The 17,859-nt window shown below is 63.5% G+C and carries 16 protein-coding genes; 13 read left to right on the top strand and 3 right to left on the bottom strand.

Going from position 1 to position 17,859, the window contains the following annotated elements:
* The first annotated feature begins 1 nt into the window (after position 1).
* From nuoF to nuoN, 9 genes are read left to right on the top strand one after another with little or no spacing between them, the layout of a single operon-like run.
* A complete protein-coding gene (gene nuoF / locus CH305_RS23600) occupies positions 2-1,303 on the top strand; it encodes an NADH-quinone oxidoreductase subunit NuoF (protein WP_032377105.1) in 1,302 nt (433 codons plus the stop codon).
* A complete protein-coding gene (locus CH305_RS23595; RefSeq protein ID WP_094704999.1) occupies positions 1,300-3,774 on the top strand; it encodes an NADH-quinone oxidoreductase subunit G in 2,475 nt (824 codons plus the stop codon). The genes nuoF and CH305_RS23595 overlap by 4 nt, the downstream gene beginning before the upstream one ends.
* A gap of 26 nt (positions 3,775-3,800) precedes the next feature.
* Positions 3,801-5,081: an NADH-quinone oxidoreductase subunit NuoH gene (nuoH, locus tag CH305_RS23590; RefSeq protein WP_094705300.1), complete on the top strand. Its 1,281-nt coding sequence runs from the start codon at positions 3,801-3,803 to the stop codon at positions 5,079-5,081.
* On the top strand, positions 5,074-5,619 hold the full coding sequence (gene nuoI, locus CH305_RS23585) for an NADH-quinone oxidoreductase subunit NuoI (RefSeq protein WP_032377107.1): 546 nt from the start codon (positions 5,074-5,076) through the stop codon (positions 5,617-5,619). The genes nuoH and nuoI overlap by 8 nt, the downstream gene beginning before the upstream one ends.
* Positions 5,616-6,383, top strand: a complete 768-nt coding sequence (locus CH305_RS23580) for an NADH-quinone oxidoreductase subunit J (RefSeq protein ID WP_094704998.1) — start codon at positions 5,616-5,618, stop codon at positions 6,381-6,383. Before nuoI ends, CH305_RS23580 begins: the two co-directional genes overlap by 4 nt.
* Entirely contained in the window at positions 6,380-6,679 is a 300-nt protein-coding gene (gene nuoK, locus CH305_RS23575) for an NADH-quinone oxidoreductase subunit NuoK (protein ID WP_094704997.1), read from the top strand. The genes CH305_RS23580 and nuoK overlap by 4 nt, the downstream gene beginning before the upstream one ends.
* 16 nt (positions 6,680-6,695) lie before the next feature.
* Positions 6,696-8,567 (top strand): NADH-quinone oxidoreductase subunit L, encoded by a 1,872-nt coding sequence (nuoL, locus tag CH305_RS23570; RefSeq protein ID WP_094704996.1) that lies wholly within the window; start codon positions 6,696-6,698, stop codon positions 8,565-8,567.
* Complete coding sequence (locus CH305_RS23565) at positions 8,564-10,102, top strand: NADH-quinone oxidoreductase subunit M (RefSeq protein WP_094704995.1); 1,539 nt, start codon at positions 8,564-8,566, stop codon at positions 10,100-10,102. Before nuoL ends, CH305_RS23565 begins: the two co-directional genes overlap by 4 nt.
* Positions 10,099-11,661, top strand: a complete 1,563-nt coding sequence (nuoN, locus tag CH305_RS23560) for an NADH-quinone oxidoreductase subunit NuoN (protein ID WP_052077631.1) — start codon at positions 10,099-10,101, stop codon at positions 11,659-11,661. Before CH305_RS23565 ends, nuoN begins: the two co-directional genes overlap by 4 nt.
* An 11-nt stretch (positions 11,662-11,672) precedes the next feature.
* Here the strand turns inward: nuoN and CH305_RS23555 are convergent, their stop codons facing one another.
* The gene (locus CH305_RS23555; RefSeq protein WP_032403247.1) at positions 11,673-12,185 is read right to left on the bottom strand and encodes a DUF4188 domain-containing protein; all 513 of its coding nucleotides are present in this window, start codon (positions 12,183-12,185) and stop codon (positions 11,673-11,675) included.
* 44 nt (positions 12,186-12,229) lie between these two features.
* On the opposite strand from CH305_RS23555, the gene CH305_RS23550 reads away from it, so the two are divergent.
* Positions 12,230-12,823: a TetR/AcrR family transcriptional regulator gene (locus CH305_RS23550; protein WP_094704994.1), complete on the top strand. Its 594-nt coding sequence runs from the start codon at positions 12,230-12,232 to the stop codon at positions 12,821-12,823.
* On the opposite strand, the gene CH305_RS23545 is transcribed toward CH305_RS23550, so the two are convergent.
* Both CH305_RS23545 and CH305_RS23540 read right to left on the bottom strand, forming a co-directional pair.
* Entirely contained in the window at positions 12,817-13,740 is a 924-nt protein-coding gene (locus CH305_RS23545; protein ID WP_094704993.1) for a YdcF family protein, read from the bottom strand. The two genes, CH305_RS23550 and CH305_RS23545, sit on opposite strands and share 7 nt — an antisense overlap.
* A gap of 127 nt (positions 13,741-13,867) precedes the next feature.
* On the bottom strand, positions 13,868-14,122 hold the full coding sequence (locus CH305_RS23540) for a hypothetical protein (protein ID WP_032398387.1): 255 nt from the start codon (positions 14,120-14,122) through the stop codon (positions 13,868-13,870).
* 96 nt (positions 14,123-14,218) lie between these two features.
* Between CH305_RS23540 and CH305_RS23535 the strand changes: the two genes are divergently transcribed.
* The 3 genes from CH305_RS23535 to CH305_RS23525 all read left to right on the top strand — a co-directional run bounded on the left by CH305_RS23535 (position 14,219) and on the right by CH305_RS23525 (position 17,847).
* Positions 14,219-14,734, top strand: coding sequence for a DinB family protein (locus CH305_RS23535; RefSeq protein ID WP_094610512.1), 516 nt, complete (start codon positions 14,219-14,221; stop codon positions 14,732-14,734).
* Positions 14,735-14,820: 86 nt separating this feature from the next.
* Positions 14,821-16,311, top strand: a complete 1,491-nt coding sequence (locus tag CH305_RS23530; RefSeq protein ID WP_373454583.1) for an aldehyde dehydrogenase family protein — start codon at positions 14,821-14,823, stop codon at positions 16,309-16,311.
* Positions 16,312-16,335: 24 nt separating this feature from the next.
* Positions 16,336-17,847: an APC family permease gene (locus CH305_RS23525; protein WP_032403250.1), complete on the top strand. Its 1,512-nt coding sequence runs from the start codon at positions 16,336-16,338 to the stop codon at positions 17,845-17,847.
* The last annotated feature ends 12 nt before the right edge of the window (positions 17,848-17,859 follow it).

The following is a 17,859-nucleotide window of genomic DNA, read 5'->3' as shown; positions in this document are numbered from 1 at the left end:
CATGGCTCTGACGCCGGTCTTGAGCGAGTTCTGGGACGAGAAGGACTCGTGGACTCTCGACACCTACCGAAGTCACGACGGATACGCGGGGCTCGAGAAGGCCCTCGCGATGGACCCCGACGACCTCATTGCCTTCGTCAAGGAATCCGGCCTACGTGGCAGGGGTGGTGCGGGCTTTCCTACCGGAACGAAGTGGAGCTTCATACCCCAGAACGACGGCAAAGAGCACTATCTGGTGGTCAATGCCGACGAGTCCGAGCCGGGTACCTGCAAGGACATGCCGCTGCTGATGGCGAGTCCGCATACGCTGATCGAGGGAATCGTGATCGCCGCGTATGCAATTCGTGCATCCCACGCCTTCGTATACGTCCGAGGTGAAGTGGTGCCGGTGCTGCGCAGGCTGCAGGCCGCAGTCGCCGAGGCCTACGCAGCGGGCTATCTGGGAAAGGGCGTTCTCGGATCGAGTTTCGACCTCGAGTTGGTGATCCACGCCGGAGCCGGTGCGTACATCTGCGGCGAGGAGACAGCCCTGCTGGATTCGTTGGAGGGTCGGCGGGGGCAACCTCGGCTGCGGCCACCGTTCCCCGCAGTGGCGGGCCTGTACGCGCGTCCGACCGTGGTGAACAACGTCGAATCGATCGCCAGCGTTCCAGTGATCCTGCGCAAGGGAATCGAGTGGTTCCGGTCGATGGGCAGCGAGAAGTCGCCCGGATTCACGCTGTATTCCATCTCTGGCCACGTCTGCCGTCCGGGCCAGTACGAGGCACCGCTGGGAATCACGCTGCGGGAGTTGCTCGGCTACGCGGGCGGGATCAGACCGGGACACGAACTGAAGTTCTGGACGCCGGGAGGATCCTCGACACCGATGTTCACCGGCGACCATCTCGATGTCCCACTCGACTACGAGGGCGTCGGTGCCGCCGGATCGATGTTGGGTACCAAGGCACTGCAGATCTTCGACGACACGACATGTGTGGTGCGAGCGGTGTTGCGGTGGACCGAGTTCTACGCACACGAATCCTGCGGCAAATGCACACCGTGCCGGGAGGGGACCTACTGGCTGGTGCAGATCCTCAGGCGCCTCGACGGTGGTACCGGTACCGAGGGTGACCTGGCCACTCTGCTCGACATCGCGGACGGCATCGCCGGAAAGTCCTTCTGCGCGTTGGGAGACGGTGCCGCCAGCCCCATCGTGTCCTCACTGAAGTACTTCCGCGACGAATACATCCGTCACGTCACCGAGCAGGGATGCCCATTCGACCCGCACCGATCGACCCTGATGGCAGAGGAGCTGACGTCATGACTGCACCGACACCCGGTCGTTCCGCTGGCTCCACTCCTGCTAGCCCCGATCAGTCGGTCACCGGGGTAGAGATGGTGACGTTGACCATCGACGACCACGAGGTCAGTGTTCCCAAGGGCACATTGGTGATTCGCGCTGCCGAGTTGATGGGAGTGCAGATTCCGCGTTTCTGCGATCATCCGCTGCTCGATCCGGTGGGGGCCTGCCGGCAATGTCTGGTCGATGTCGAGGGGCAACGCAAGCCGTTGGCGTCCTGTACGACGACGGTGGCCGACGGCATGGTCGTGCGTACTCAGGTGACGTCGGAGGTCGCGGACAAGGCACAGCGCGGGGTCATGGAGTTGTTGCTCATCAACCACCCCCTCGATTGCCCGGTGTGCGACAAGGGCGGTGAATGTCCACTGCAGAACCAGGCAATGGCTGCGGGCCGCACCGAGTCCAGGTTCACCGAGACCAAACGTACCTATCCCAAGCCGATTCCGCTGTCGGCCGAGGTTCTGCTCGATCGGGAACGTTGTGTGCTGTGCGCTCGGTGCACTCGCTTCGCGGCTCAGGTTGCCGGAGATCCGTCCATCGAGTTGCTCGAACGAGGTGCGGTGCAGCAGGTGGGCATCTTCGGTAACGAACCGTTCGACTCCTACTTCTCGGGAAATACCGTCCAGATCTGCCCGGTGGGGGCACTGACGAACACCGAGTATCGGTTCCGAGCCCGACCCTACGACCTGACCTCGTCGCCGAGCGTGTGCGAGCACTGTGCAGGAGGTTGCGCTCAACGTACCGACCACCGACGCGGCAAGGTTCTTCGACGTCTGGCGGGAGACGATCCCCAGGTCAACGAGGAATGGAACTGTGACAAGGGCCGCTGGGCGTTCCATTACGCCACCGAGCCGGACCGCATCACCGCCCCGATGATCCGAGACGAGTCGGGCGCTTTGATCGAGACGTCGTGGTCGGCTGCACTGGCGGCCGCAGCAGCCGGATTGGCCGCGTCCATCGGTCGTGCCGCGGTACTCGTGGGCGGAAGATCGACCCTCGAAGACTCCTACGCGTACGCCAAGTTCGCTCGAACGGTTCTGCACACCAACGATATCGACTTTCGCAACCGTAGTCACAGCGCAGAGGAAGCCGACTTCCTGGCCGGTCGAATCGCAGGGACCGGGTTGGGAGTCACCTATACCGACCTCGAAAATGCGCCCGTGGTGGTGTTGGTCGGCTTCGAGCCCGAAGAAGAATCGCCTCTGGTGTTCCTGAGACTGCGCAAGGCGCACCGTACTCGGGGTCTGGTGGTGGCTTCGATCGCGCCCTGGGCCAGTCGAGGTCTACGCAAACTCGATGGTGTTCTGCTGCAATCGGTTCCAGGCGACGAGCCACACTGGCTCGACGCATTGCACGTCGGCGATCGAGGCACCGAATCCATTGCCCAACTCCTCCGCGAGCCCGGATCGATCGTCCTCGTCGGAGAGCGGCTCGGCGCAGTCTCCGGCGGACTGTCCGCAGCGTCGAAGTTGGCCGACGACACCGGAGCACAGTTGGCGTGGATTCCGCGACGTGCCGGAGAACGCGGCGCGCTCGACGCCGGCACACTGCCGAATGTGCTGCCGGGCGGGCGGCCTGTGGCCGATGCATCGGCGCGCGCCGAGGTGGCAGCCCTGTGGGGAGTGGCAGAACTTCCCGCTGACTCCGGTCGCGATACCGCCGCGATACTGGCGGACGCCGGTCCCGATCGCGTTCTGATCACTGCTGGAATCGACCCGGACGATCTACCCGATCCGCGCGCCGCGCTCGACGCAGTGGATCGATCGGCGTTCGTGGTCAGTCTCGAACTTCGACACAGCGCGGTCACCGAACGCGCCGACGTGGTGTTCCCGGTGGCACCGGTAGTCGACAAACAGGGAACCTTCGTGGACTGGGAGGGAAGACCGCGCGCATTCGACACTGCACTCGGGGCAGGCGCGGTACTGCCCGATCAGCGCGTTCTCGATGCCATCGCCGAACAGATGGGGGTCGAGCTGTTGCTGCCCGACGCGGCTGCAGCTCGCGGTGAGCTGGCCCGTCTGGGTGGCTGGAACGGATCGCGGATCGCCGTGGCCCGAGTGCGTCCGCGCGCCGAAACGCCGTCGCTCGAGCCCGGGGAGGCGATTCTGGCGACGTGGCGGATGCTCATCGATTCGGGACGGATGCAGGACGGTGAGGACGATCTCGCGAAGACCGGTCGCCCGCCTATGGCCCGACTGTCCGCTGCGACTGCGTCGACGATCGAGGCGGAGGCCGGTGACTGGGTGAGTGTCGAGACGGACGGTGGCTCGATCACGTTGCCGCTGAAAGTAACCGATCTACCCGACAACGTGGTGTGGGTACCGATGAACTCGCCCGGTTCCTCGGTGTACCGCTCACTCGGCGCGGAGTCGGGTGCGGTGGTCAGGCTGCGCAGGGCGGAGCCTGCGGAACGACCCGAGGGAGATGCATTGTGATCGTCTCCGCTCCGACCGATCTGTCGATGTTCGGCACCGACCCGTGGTGGTTGGTGATCGGCAAGGCCTTGGCGGTCTTCGTATTCTTGGTTCTCACACCGCTCGTTGCGATCTATGCCGAACGCAAGATCATGGCGTGGATGCAGATGCGCGTCGGGCCCAATCGGGTCGGTCCGTGGGGACTGTTGCAGTCGCTGATGGACGGGATCAAGCTTGCTCTGAAAGAGGGAATCACTCCGACCGGCGTCGACAAGCCGATCTACATTCTGGCTCCCATCATTTCGGTGGTCCCTGCCTTCATGGCCTTTGCGGTGATTCCGTTCGGGCCCGAGGTGTCGGTGTTCGGTACCACGACTCCGCTGCAGATGACCGACCTGCCGGTGGGGGTTCTGTACATCCTCGCGGTCACCTCGGTGGGTGTGTACGGAATCGTCCTGGCCGGCTGGGCGTCGAATTCGACATATCCGTTGCTGGGTGCACTGCGTTCGACGGCGCAGGTCATTTCCTACGAGGTTGCGATGGGCCTGTCGTTCGCTGCGGTATTCCTGTACGCGGGGACCATGTCGACGTCCGGAATCGTTGCTGCGCAACAGAACACCTGGTACGTGCTTTTGCTCTTGCCGTCGTTCCTGGTGTACGTGACGGCGATGGTCGGTGAAACCAACCGGGCGCCCTTCGACTTGCCCGAGGCCGAAGGCGAACTGGTGGGCGGGTTCCACACCGAATACTCGTCCTTGCGTTTCGCGATGTTCATGCTTGCCGAGTACATCAACATGGTCACGGTGTCGGCGCTCGCGACCACGTTGTTCCTGGGCGGCTGGCGGGCTCCGATTCCGTTGAGTCTGTGGAGCGGTGCCAATTCGGGATGGTGGCCGGTGCTGTGGTTCGTCGTCAAGGTGTGGGTGTTCCTGTTCGTCTTCATCTGGTTGCGGTCGACGTTGCCGAGGCTGCGGTACGACCAATTCATGAACTTCGGCTGGAAGATCCTCATTCCCGTCGCTCTGATCTGGGTGATGGTGATCGCGACGGTGCGCGTACTCGGGGCCGGTAGGTACGACGTGCCTCTGGTCACGTTCATCGCGTCGATGGTCTTCGCGGTCGCCGTTATGGGTTCTCTGCTGCTCATGCTGCGAAGGCGCGCACGTGTCCGGAACCTTCCGCCTCCCCCGCCCACCGAAGAATTCGATGCCGCGGCAGGCGGATTCCCGATTCCTCCCATCCCCAAGCAGGGCACGACGATTGCGAGCCGGCACGCCGGAGCGCGGTCACACCCGGCCCGGTCACAGAAGGAGAACGCCGATGCCTGAATTCCTCGGTCCCATCGCCGGATTCGGTGTCACCTTCGCCACGATGTTCAAGAAACCCGAGACCGAGCTGTATCCGGAGGAGAAGAAACCGACCGAGGTTCGCTACCACGGTCGGCATCAGCTCAACCGATACGCCGACGGCCTCGAGAAGTGCATCGGCTGCGAGCTCTGCGCGTGGGCCTGTCCGGCCGACGCGATCTATGTCGAAGGAGCCGACAACACCGAGACCGAGCGATTCTCGCCGGGCGAGCGGTACGGCGGGGTCTACCAGATCAACTATCTTCGATGCATCGGCTGCGGATTGTGTGTGGAGGCCTGTCCCACAAGGGCTCTGACGATGACCAACGAATACGAGCTCGCCGGTGACAACCGAGCCGACCTGATCTACGAGAAGGATTCACTGCTGGCACCGCTGGAGCCGGACATGGTGGCACCACCGCACGCGATGGCACCGGGGCGTTCGGCCGAGGACTACTACCGCGGCACCGTCACCGGTGCCGAGAGCGAGGCCGACACCGATCGCGGTCCGGTTCGATGACTGCCACAGTGCAGCTCGCCCTCGAGGCAACGTCCACCGGTGAGGCCGTGCAGTTCTGGACCCTCGGTGTCGTTGCGGTCCTCGGCGCTCTGGGTGTGGTGATGAGCACGAAAGCTGTCTACTCGGCACTGTTTCTCGCCGCCACCATGGTGGTGCTCGCAATCTTCTACATGGCGCAGGGGGCGCTGTTCCTCGGTGTCGTGCAGATCGTCGTCTACACCGGCGCGGTCATGATGCTGTTTCTGTTCGTCCTGATGCTCGTCGGGGTCGACACCTCGGAGTCGCTGACCGAGACATTGCGAGGGCACCGTATCGCGGCCGTCGTCATCGGAATCGGCTTCGGGCTGTTGATCATCGGGGTGCTGCTGCGCGACTCGGCACGCGCCGGTCGACTCGATTTCGTCGGGCTCGACGCGGCCAACTCCACCGGAAACGTCGAAGGCCTGGCCGAGCTGATCTTCGTCGAGTACGTATGGGCGTTCGAGCTGACCGGAGCGCTGTTGATCACGGCCACCATCGGGGCGATGATCCTGGCGCACCGGGAGGCTCTGGGACCGGTGAAGGGTCAGCGAGAGATGTCGCAGGACCGGTTCCGCGACGGCTCCCGGGTGACGCCGCTGCCGAGCCCCGGTGTGTTCGCCCGTCACAACGGCGTGGATCGCCGCGCTCTGCTGCCGGACGGAAGCGAGTCGGAGTCGTCCGTCAACGCCCTGTTCGCCGATCGACGGAGCCAGTACAAGGTGGACGGGGGTGACGAGCGATGAATCCCGAGAACTACCTCTATCTGTCGGTTCTGCAGTTCACGATCGGCGCGGCGGGAGTCATCGTCAGGCGTAACGCAATCATCGTGTTCATGTGCATCGAATTGATGCTCAACGCAGTCAATCTCGCGTTCGTCACGTTCTCCCGCATGCACGGCAATCTGGACGGCCAGTTGTTCGCGTTCTTCACCATGGTGGTCGCTGCTGCCGAGGTGGTGGTGGGCCTGGCGATCATCATGGCCATCTTCCGTTCTCGTCGCTCGATCTCGATGGACGAGAATTCTCTGATGAAGAACTGACGGGGGAGCAGAAACGATGTCGATCCTGTGGCTTCTCCCGGCTCTGCCGGCGTTCGGTGCGGCCGTCCTGCTGCTCGCTGGCCGGCGCTGCAACCCGTGGGGGCACCTGGCTGCGACGGCAGCAGCGGTGTCGTCGTTCGTGGTTGCAGCACTGGTGTTCGCCTCGATGCTCGGTCGTGACGAGTCGAACAGAGCGATCACCGAGACTCTGTTCCGCTGGGTTCCCGTCGACGAATTGCAGGTCGACTTCGGACTGCGCGCCGATCAGCTGTCGATCTGTTTCGTCCTGTTGATCACCGGAGTCGGGTCGCTCATTCACGTGTACTCGATCGGATACATGAGCCACGACGCAGAGCGTCGGCGCTTCTTCGCGTACCTCAATCTGTTTCTCGCCGCCATGCTGCTGCTGGTGCTGGCCGACAACTTCCTCGGCCTGTATCTGGGGTGGGAGGGTGTCGGCCTGGCGTCGTACCTGCTCATCGGATTCTGGCAACACAAGCCGTCGGCCGCTTCGGCAGCTCGAAAAGCGTTCGTGGTCAACCGCGTCGGCGATATCGGCCTGGCCATCGCCCTGATGATCATGTTCGTGAACTTCGGATCGGTGCAATACGACGTGGTGTTCGCCGGAATCGGGGATGCGAGTGAATCGGTGGCCACCGCGATGGCGCTGATGTTGCTGCTGGCCGCCTGCGGGAAGTCGGCGCAGGTGCCGCTGCAGTCGTGGCTCGGCGACGCCATGGAGGGCCCCACTCCGGTCTCCGCACTCATTCACGCGGCGACGATGGTCACCGCCGGGGTGTATCTCATCGTCCGATCCGGACCGGTGTTCGAGGCGTCGCCGGCCGCCCGTGCAGCGACCGTCACGGTTGGTGCGGTGACATTGCTGTTCGGTGCCGTGATCGGTTGTGCCAAAGACGACATCAAGAAGGCGCTCGCGGCCTCGACGATGAGTCAGATCGGGTACATGGTGCTCGCGGCCGGACTCGGCCCGTCCGGCTATGCCTTCGCGATCGTGCTGTTGCTCTCGCACGGGTTCTTCAAGGCAGGCTTGTTCCTGGGTGCCGGCTCGGTGATGCACGCGATGAACGACGAGACCGACATGCGACGGTTCGGCGGGCTCCGCGCCGCGATGCCGATCACGTTCGTCACGTTCGGTCTCGGCTACCTCGCCATCATCGGAGTACCGCCCTTCTCCGGCTTCTTCGCCAAGGATCCGATCATCGAGGTCGCGTTCGCGGCGGGGGGAGCGGCAGGTGTGGTGCTCGGCTGCGTGACGTTGCTCGGTGCAGGTCTGACGGCCTTCTACATGACTCGAGTGATGCTGATGACGTTCTTCGGCCCGAAACGGTGGGCAGCGCAGGCACATCCGCACGAGGCGTCGGCGACGATGACGGCTCCCATGATTCTGTTGGCCGTGGGCTCGGTGGCATCGGGAGCTTTCCTCGCGGTGGGTGGACGCCTCGAGAGCTGGCTGGAACCGGTGGTGGGATCGGCGCACGAGGAGCACGCGATTCCTGCCTGGGTCGTCACTGTCGCAGTTCTGGCAGTGGTACTCGTGGGCGCAGGCGTCGCTTACCGGAAGTACATCGCGCGCGACGTTCCCCCGACTCCACCCGAGGACGTATCGGTACTGACCAGAGCCGCACGCGCCGATCTGTACGGCGACGCCTTCAACGAGGCAGCATTCATGCGACCCGGTCAAAAGCTCACGAGCACAATGGTATACGCCGATACAGCTGTTATCGACGCTGTCGTGGATGGGGTGGGGAGATCGGTCGGCGGAGTGTCGAGTCGATCCAGGGGGCTCCAGACCGGTTTCGTACGGTCCTATGCGTTGGCGATGTTCGCCGGGGCCGTTCTCGTCGTGCTGATGGTGGTGGTCCTGTGACGATCCCCTGGTTGACCGTCCTGTGGGTTCTGCCGGTACTCGGCGCGATCGTCGTCGCCCTGGTGCCGGCGGATCGTCCGACGATCGCGCGTGGTGTCGCCGTGGGTTTCGCCACCGGCACACTCGCGGTGTCGGTGGTACTCGCGGTCGCGTTCGACTCCGGTGGCGATCGATACCAGTTCCTCGAAGACCATTCCTGGATAGCGGCATTCGGTGCGCGCTACACGCTCGGCCTCGACGGAATCGGTCTCGTGCTGGTGTTGCTCACCACCGTCCTGACCCCACTGCTCCTCGTTGCGGGCTGGAACGACGGCAGCCGCGTGGCGAACTACGGTTCGCGCCGGGTCTCGCACACCTACATGGCGTTGATCCTGGTGGTCGAGTCCATGGTGATCGTCTCGTTCCTCGCCTTGGACGTACTGCTGTTCTACATCTTCTTCGAGGCGATGCTGATTCCGATGTACTTCCTCATCGGTGGTTTCGGCGGTGTTCAGCGCACGCGCGCCGCGGTGAAGTTCCTGCTGTACAACCTGTTCGGTGGCCTGGTGATGTTGGCTGCCGTCATCGGTTTGTACGTCGTCACCGCCAGGGCGGGTGGCCCGTTCGACGGCGGTACGTTCGATCTACGCACGATCGCGGATGCGGCGGCATCGGGCGGGCTCGGCGTGGATCCGGTAGTGCTGAACGCGTTGTTCCTCGGTTTCATGCTTGCGTTCGCGATCAAGGCGCCCCTGTGGCCGTTCCACACGTGGTTACCCGACGCCGCAGTGCAGTCCACCCCCGCAACGGCGGTGCTGATGATGTCGGTGGTGGACAAGGTCGGCACCTTCGCGATGTTGCGCTTCTGTCTCGAGCTCTTCCCCGAGTCGTCGCAGACGTTCGCCCCGTGGATCATCACGCTCGCTGTGATCGGCATCGTGTACGGCGCGATACTGGCGGTCGGTCAGACCGACATGATGAGACTCATTGCCTACACCTCTATTTCGCACTTCGGTTTCATCATCCTCGGCATCTTCGCGATGACCGGTCAGAGTCAGGCCGGTGCGACGCTGTACATGGTCAACCATGGAATCTCCACCGCCGCATTGTTCTTGATCGCAGGCTTTCTCGTGTCCCGTCGTGGTTCACGGGCGATCGCCGACTACGGCGGCGTCCAGAAGGTCGCGCCGGTTCTCGCCGGAACGTTTCTGATATCTGGTCTGGCCACGCTCTCCCTACCCGGTCTTGCCCCATTCATCAGTGAATTCCTGGTGTTGATCGGCACATTCGGTCGATACGGCGTCGCCGCGATCGTGGCCACCGGTGCGCTCGTGCTGTCGGCGATCTACATTCTCTGGCTCTATCAGCGGGTGATGACGGGGCCGGTCCGAGAGGGCAGCGAGAAGATCTCCGATCTCGTTCCCCGTGAGGCGTTGGTGGTGGTCCCGTTGCTCGCGTTGCTGATCGTGTTCGGGGTGTACCCGAAACCGGCACTCGATGTCATCACTCCGGCAGTGCAATCCACGATCGTCGACAGTGCAGGAGGTCAACGATGACCACTCCCGAGGTGCAGTACGGACTGCTGTCGCCCATGTTGATCGTCTTCGGTGTCGCGGTTCTCGGGGTCCTCGTCGAAGCGTTCGTGCCGATGCGGGCACGCCGTGGGGTCCATCTCGGCCTTGCGCTGGCCGGTTTGGTGGCGGCTCTCGCGGCCGTTCTCGGGCTGGCGGGCACCGAGGCATATGCGATGAACGGGGCCGTGGCGATCGACGGCCCGACGCTGTTTCTGCAGGGAACCATCGTGCTGGTGGCAATCCCGGCCGTCGCTTTGCTGGCGGAGCGCACAGTCGCCGTCACCGGGGCCGGAACCGAGCGCCGTATCGATTCGTTCACTCCGCAGGCCTCGACCACTCCGGGCAGCGTCGCGGAGAAGGAGGCCATCGACGCAGGCGTTGCCCAGACGGAGGTCTTTCCACTGGCGATGTTCGCGATCGGCGGCATGCTGTTGTTTCCGGCGTCCACCGATCTGCTGACGATGTTCGTCGCGCTGGAGGTACTGTCTCTGCCGCTGTATCTCCTGTGTGGTCTGGCCCGGCGACGGCGGCTGCTCTCCCAGGAAGCGGCGCTGAAATACTTTCTCCTCGGCGCATTCTCGTCCGCGTTCTTCCTGTTCGGAGTCGCGTTCCTGTACGGCTATGCCGGTACCGTCGGATTGGACGGCATTGCCGACGCCATCGCCGCAGACGGTCAGGGCAGATCGCTCGCGCTGATCGGAACCGCACTGCTGGCTGTGGGTTTGTTGTTCAAAGTCGGTGCGGTGCCCTTTCATTCGTGGATTCCAGATGTCTACCAGGGTGCCCCCACGCCGGTGACCGCACTGATGGCCACGGTGACCAAGGTCGCGGCGTTCGGTGCGATTCTGCGAATCTTCGGAATGGCACTGCCCGGTCTCGAGTCGAGTTGGCGGCCGATGCTGTGGGTGGTCGCCATCGCGACGATGGTGCTCGGTTCGGTTGTCGCGGTAACGCAGACCGACGTCAAACGCATGCTGGCCTACTCGTCCGTGGCGCACACCGGGTTCATCCTCACCGGAGTGACCGCGCTGGGTAATTCAGGTGATGTGGGTGATTCGGGTGTCTCGGCCACGATGTTCTACCTGCTTGCTTACGCCTTCAGCACGTTGGGTGGATTCGCCGTCATCGGTCTGGCCCGAGACGAACGTGGTGAGGTGGGCGACCTGGAGCGGTGGGCCGGTGTCGGTCGACGCTCACCGCTCGTTGCCGCAGTGTTCGGATTGTTCTTGCTCTCGTTCGCCGGTATCCCGCTCACCAGCGGCTTCATCGGCAAGTTCGCGGTGTTCAGCGCGGCCTCGGGTGCCGGGGGAGCAGCATTGGTCGTGGTCGGTGTGGTGTGCAGCGCGATCGCGGCGTTCTTCTACGTGAGAGTGATAGTGCTGATGTTCTTCACCGATCCCACCGACCGGACCGTCACAATGGTGCGGCCTACCGCGTCGGTGTCATGTGCGATCGGGGTCTCGGTGGTCGTCACCGTGGCACTGGGAGTCTTTCCTCAGCCCGTTCTCGATATCGCCACGCGAGCGGGGAACTTCCTCTAGCTCGTACGGGCCTACTTCGCAGACTTCATTCGCTGCTTCCAGGTGTGTGAGCCTGTGCCGATCGGGATTCCACCGATGGCTCCAGCGAGGCCGAACGACGGCATGTTGACGTAGATCGATTCACTGTTCTGTGCTGTCGCCGTATAGGTTTCGTGCCATACCCCGACATGGCCGGTCGCAGCGACCGATCGGTTGAAGGCGCGCCAGGCGGGCGCATGAGGTGCGTCGGGATCGGAGGCGAATCGCGTCAGGTCTTCCGCGTTGCGCCAATAGCTGACCAGCATGGTGGTGCGGCCCAACCAGGAGTGGTAGCCGAGCAGTCCGGAGGCGGGATCCTGCTCGAGATGGCTGAGCATCCGCGGCATCGCGCGCACCGCGGGAAGCCAGGAGCGAACGGCAAGGGGATTGTTGATGCGCATTCCGATGAGGAAGACCGTGACGGTGTCGCGGTCGGCGTCGACCGTGCGGCGGCCGTCGATGATGGGTTGCATGACGTGTTCCCGTCTGTTCGAGGGATCGTACATTTATGTGACACTGTTATAAAACACTGTTGTGGTAAGTTTCGCAAGTGGCGAGACCCAGAATTCACGATGAGGAACTACGCACCCGGCTACTCGAGGCCGCGGCGGAAAGCGTTGCCCAACACGGCGTCGACTCGCTGTCTCTCCGTAAGCTGGCTGCCGCGCAGGGCACCTCGACCACGGCGATCTATTCGCTGTTCGGTGGTCGTGCCGAATTGCTGGTGGCCCTGTTCGCTGCATCGTTCTCGAGTTTCGGTGACGTGCAGCGCAGCGTGCCCGTCACCGGTGACCCCGAGGTCGATCTACGCGAACTCGGCGTTGCCTACCGGCATTGGGCTCTGCACAACCCGCATCTGTACGCGGTGATGTTCGGCGGCGTACTCGGTTCGGTCGATGTATCCGGAGAGGCGCAACTCGCCGCCGCAGCGATGGACCCGCTTCGGGCCGCGGTAGCGCGCGCCGTCGCGGCCGGCACCATGAGCGGCGCATCGGTCGACTTGATCAGCCATTCGTTCTGGGCGATCGTGCACGGGTTGGTGTCGCTGGAGTTGGCGATGCCCACGAACCCCGACGACGAGGTTCGTCGTGCGATGTTCGACGCCGGTACGGAGTCGGTGCTACGGGGGTGGACGCGTCAGTAGTTGCGCGGTATCCCGAGGATCTTGGTGGCGTCGACGGTCATGCCCAACCGTGCCGTCGTAGCGAGGGCAGGCAGATCCGGGAGATCGTCGGGAGTGGCTGTCGCAGCACCGATCACGTCGGCCCCAGCGATCTCGAAATCGGAGATCGCTCGCCGAAGATGGCTGGGAGTTGTTGCGAGCAACAGATTCTCAGCACCTATCTCTGCGGCCAGCGAGGTGGCGCGCTGCGCGTTCTGTACCGTCGAATTCGCGGTGGCCTCGGTATGAATGCGGTCGTCCGCGATCGCGTTGTCGATCAGCCACTTCCTCATCGCTTCGGCCTCGGTGATGCCGCTCTGCGGATTTCCACCGGTGACGATGATGGGCGACTCGGGGGAACGCTCTGCCACCGCGACGGCGGAGCGCAGCCGCTCGACCAACTCCGGGGCCATACTGCCGTCGCTGTTCAGACCGAGACCGAGCACCACGATCGCGGTACGCGGTCCGTCGGTCGTCGGCGCGAAGTCGATCGTCCGGGTCGCGGCGTCGTCGATGACGGCGATGGCTCGATCGACAGCGTCGGCGAGCCCAGGGGACAGGGTGCGTAGACGGGCCGAGTGCTGCGCACGCGCGGCGGCATCATCGGTTGCGTTGGCATAGAACGTCTGCAGCGCTGCCACATTGGCATCGTTCGGTGCCGCGGCCGCAACGGCATCCAGCGAAGCGAAACCGGCGTCGTATCGGCCCTTGACCAGAGCATTCTGTGCATCGTTGTACTGCTGCGCGTCGGCGGAACGTGGTGCGTCTGCAACCGTTGTGACCTGGGTCGACGGGTCGGGCTGAGCCGTCGCCGCGCCCATGCCCGTGCCGAGGGCGAGAGCAGCCGCACAGGTGACAACGGCAACGCGAATCGTCGGTTGTGCTCGGCCGGATCGCACTGTCGGTAGCCCTCCTGAGCGGTGACAAGTTTCCGCCACCCTAGCTCAGTTCGGTACCAGTGTGACTGGTGTGATCCAAGTTTCTGAAGTTACATCGATGTACTTCTGAGCAGGCCGTATCCGGCCGTCACAGGGTGACGGGGGCGCGTCCGCGATCGGCCGGTTCGATGGTCACCTCGGCGTCGGGAAGGAAAACCCGCTCGGTCGTGGTGGTTCCGTCGACGCCGTCGGTCACCGTCACCGCCACGTTCTCGGCAACCTGTCCGGCGCTTTCGATGAACCCGGTCGCGACACCCTCCTCGATGAGGAGATGATCACCCACCAACAGAAGAAGCTCGTCCGCCGTCACCGTTCGCCTGCCGCCCACATCTTCGATAGTCATGAACCCCACCGTAATGCGAATTGTCCGAATGGGTCGTTCCTCGGGCTCCACACTTTGTTTCGGGCGGGTCTGTCCGCAGTGCTCGACAATTGCAATATGACCTTCACAGCGCCCACGCCCGATCCCGTCGACGGTCCGCTCGTCGGTGACGACAGACCGATGCTCGAAGGAGTGCTGCGCTGGCATAGAGCCACGTTGCTGAACATCTGCGCCGGTGCCGATGCCGAACAGCTTGCGCGCCGTCCTTTCTCGCACTCGACGGTCTCCCTTCTCGGACTCGTCCGTCACCTCGCGAAGGTCGAACGCATCTGGTTTCGAGAGCGACTGGCTTCGATGTCGTTCGACCCGATGTACGACGCCGCGTTGGGTAAGGACTCCGACTTCCTGGGAGCGGCGGCATCGGGTGCCGAGTCGGACTTCGCGCGATTCGCTGCCGAGTGTGCTGCCTCGGACGTGGTCGCTGCCCGACACTCGTTCGAGGATCCGGTCGACTTTCGAGGCGGACCGATGTCACTGAGGATGGTCTACGTGCACATGATCGGCGAATATGCGCGGCACAACGGGCATGCGGACATCATCCGCGAGCAGATCGATGGAGTCACCGGCCGCTGAGGGCATACCGTAGACACACGATCAGGCCCACACACGGAAGAAGGTGTCGAGTGACCGACTCCGATGCAGGATTCGATCCGACCGCATTGCGCCCCTCGTTGTTCGTCGACGGGCAGTGGCTGGGGTCCGGTGACGGTGGGACCCGCGACATCGTCGATCCATCCAACGGCAGCACGGTGGCCGTCGTGGACGAGGCCACGCCCGACGACGCTTTGCGCGCGGTGGCAGCGGCGCGGTCCGCGTTCGACGACGGGCCGTGGCGCTCGGTGACGGTGGGTGAGCGCAGTGATCTGCTCAATCGCATCGCAGACTTGCTCCAACGGGACAAGGCGAAGTTGGCGCACATCGAGACCCTCGATACCGGAAAGACGTTCGGCGAGAGTGAGATCGACATCGACGACGTCACGTCGGTGTTCCGCTTCTATGCCGATCTCGCTGTGGTACAGGCGGATCGACTGATCGATGTCGACCGGCCCGAAATTCTCAGCCGCGTGGTACACGAGCCGATCGGTGTGTGCGTCATGATCGCACCGTGGAACTACCCGCTGCTGCAGATCTCGTGGAAGATCGCCCCGGCGCTTGCGGCCGGTTGCACGATGGTACTCAAACCGAGCGAAGTGACCCCACTGAGCACCATCGCATTCACCAAGCTGGTCGAGGAAGCAGGAGTACCTGCGGGTGTGGTCAATCTGCTGCAGGGGAGCGGCGCGGTTCTCGGAGATGCGCTCACCCGAAACCGTGACGTCGATTTCATTTCCTTCACCGGTGGGCTGGCGACAGGCAGACATATCCTGGCCGCTGCCGCCGAGAACGTCACCAAGGTAGCCGTCGAACTCGGCGGTAAGAATCCACACATCGTGTTCGCCGACGCGGTGGCCGACGAGCAGTCGTTCGCCGACTCGGTCGACCACGTGCTGACCGGGGTGTTTCTGCATTCCGGTCAGGTGTGTTCGGCCGGAACACGACTGATCGTCGAGGAATCGGTGGCCGACCGTTTCGTGGCCGCCGTGGCAGAGCGCGCGAAGACCATCGTGATGGGTCCGGGTATGGACCCGGCCAGCGAGACCGGACCGCTCGTGTCGCAGGCGCAACGCGAGAAGATCGAAGGATTCGTCGCGGGTGGCATCGAAGAGGGTGCAACGCTGGTCATCGGTGGAACGAAACCGGACGATCCCGCTCTGGAGAAGGGTAGCTATTTTCTGCCCACGATTTTCGATCATTGCGATCGGTCCATGAATATCGTGCAGGAGGAGACATTCGGGCCCATACTCACTGTGGAGCGCTTCGACACCGAGGCCGAAGCGCTGCTGCTGGGCAACGATACGAATTACGGTCTCGCTGCGGGAGTTCGGACGTCCGACGCCGCGCGAGGCGAAAGAATGGTGCGTGGGCTACGCCATGGAACGGTGTGGCTCAACGATTTCGGTGTCTACACGGCGGGCGCGGAATGGGGCGGCTTCAAACAGTCCGGGAACGGCCGTGAACTCGGTCCGTCCGGTATGTCCGAATATCAAGAAGCGAAGCATATTTGGCACAACACCTCACCTACAGCGGCGGGGTGGTTCGGTACCCGATAGTGCACGATGGGAAAGGCCAGGAACATGGCATTACTGAACGACAGCTCGAGCGGAATGGACGATTTCGGGTACAAGGAATCGCTCGACCGCAGTCTCGGGAAATTCGCCAGCTTCGCCGCCGGCGTCAGCTACATCTCGATCCTCACCGGCACGTTCCAGCTGTTCTACTTCGGTTTCGGCACCGCCGGTCCGGCGTACCTGTGGTCATGGCCTGCAGTCTTCGTGGGCCAACTCTGCGTAGCACTGTGCTTCATGGAGTTGGCCGCGAAGTATCCGGTGGCGGGATCGGTGTACAACTGGGCGAAGCTGTTGGGCCGCAGGATCGTCGGTTGGTCGGCGGGCTGGTTGATGCTCACGGCGTCGATCGTGACACTGGCCGCCGTTGCCCTCGCTCTGCAGCTGAATCTGCCACGTATCTGGAGCGGGTTCCAGATCATCGGTGACGGCTCGGGCGACACCGACTTCGCGGCCAACGCAGTGCTGCTCGGTGCGATTCTGATTGCGATCACCACCACGATCAACGCGCTCGGCGTTCGACTGATGGCGATGATCAACAGTGCGGGTGTGTTCATCGAACTCATTGCGGCCGTCCTCATCGCGATCCTGCTCGCCGCCAACATCACTCGGGGGCCCGAGGTGTTCTTCTCCTCCAACGGCTACGGTGCCGGTGAGAGCGGCGGTTACCTCGGTGCCTTCCTGGTCGCGTCGCTGGCGTCGGGTTACGTCATGTACGGATTCGACACCGCGAGCTCGCTCGGTGAGGAAACCGTCGAACCTCGGCGCACCGCCCCCAAAGCGATCTTGCGCGCCATCCTCGCCTCGTTCGTCATCGGCGGAGCCATCCTGGTGTTCGCCGTCATGGCCGCGCCGGACCTGAACGATCCTTCCCTCGGCAGCCCCGACGGCAGCCTGCAGTCCATTGTCGAATCGGTGATGTGGGGCCCGCTGGGCACCGTCTTCCTCATCTGCATCGTCATTGCCGTCTTCGTCTGCTCACTGGCCGTGCACACCGCGGCGATCCGGCTCACGTTCGCCATGGCGCGAGACAACGCGTTGCCCTTCGGCGAGAGTCTGGCCAAGGTGAATCCGAAGACCCAGACCCCGGTGGTGCCCGCGGTGACCATCGGCGTGCTGGCCATCGTCATTCTCGTCGTCAACATCGGTCAGCCGCAGATCTTCACGGTCCTGACCTCGATCGCGATCATCATGATCTACCTCGCGTATCTGATGGTGACCGGGCCGCTGTTGGTCAAACGAGTGAAGGGTGAGTGGCCGCCGGCAGATCTGAAGCCCGGCGGGTACTTCACGATGGGCAGGTGGGGTCTGCCGGTCAACATCGCGGCAGTGGTGTGGGGCGCAGGGATGGCGATCAACCTCGCGTGGCCGCGCGAAGCCGTGTACGGAACCCCCTGGTACAACACGTTCGGCGCATTCGTCTACATCGGCGGCATCCTGGGCGTCGGCCTGTTGTGGTACGCAATCAAGGGGCGCAAGCACATCGGCACTCTGAAATCACATGCCTCCACGGGCAACTAGAAGGAGCGTGCA

It is taken from the genome of Rhodococcus sp. 15-649-2-2 (assembly GCF_002258645.1).
In the GTDB taxonomy this organism is placed as follows: Bacteria; Actinomycetota; Actinomycetes; order Mycobacteriales; family Mycobacteriaceae; genus Rhodococcoides.
The sequence above is the reverse complement of the archived record's forward strand: the minus strand, read 5'-3'. Positions and strand labels throughout refer to the sequence as shown.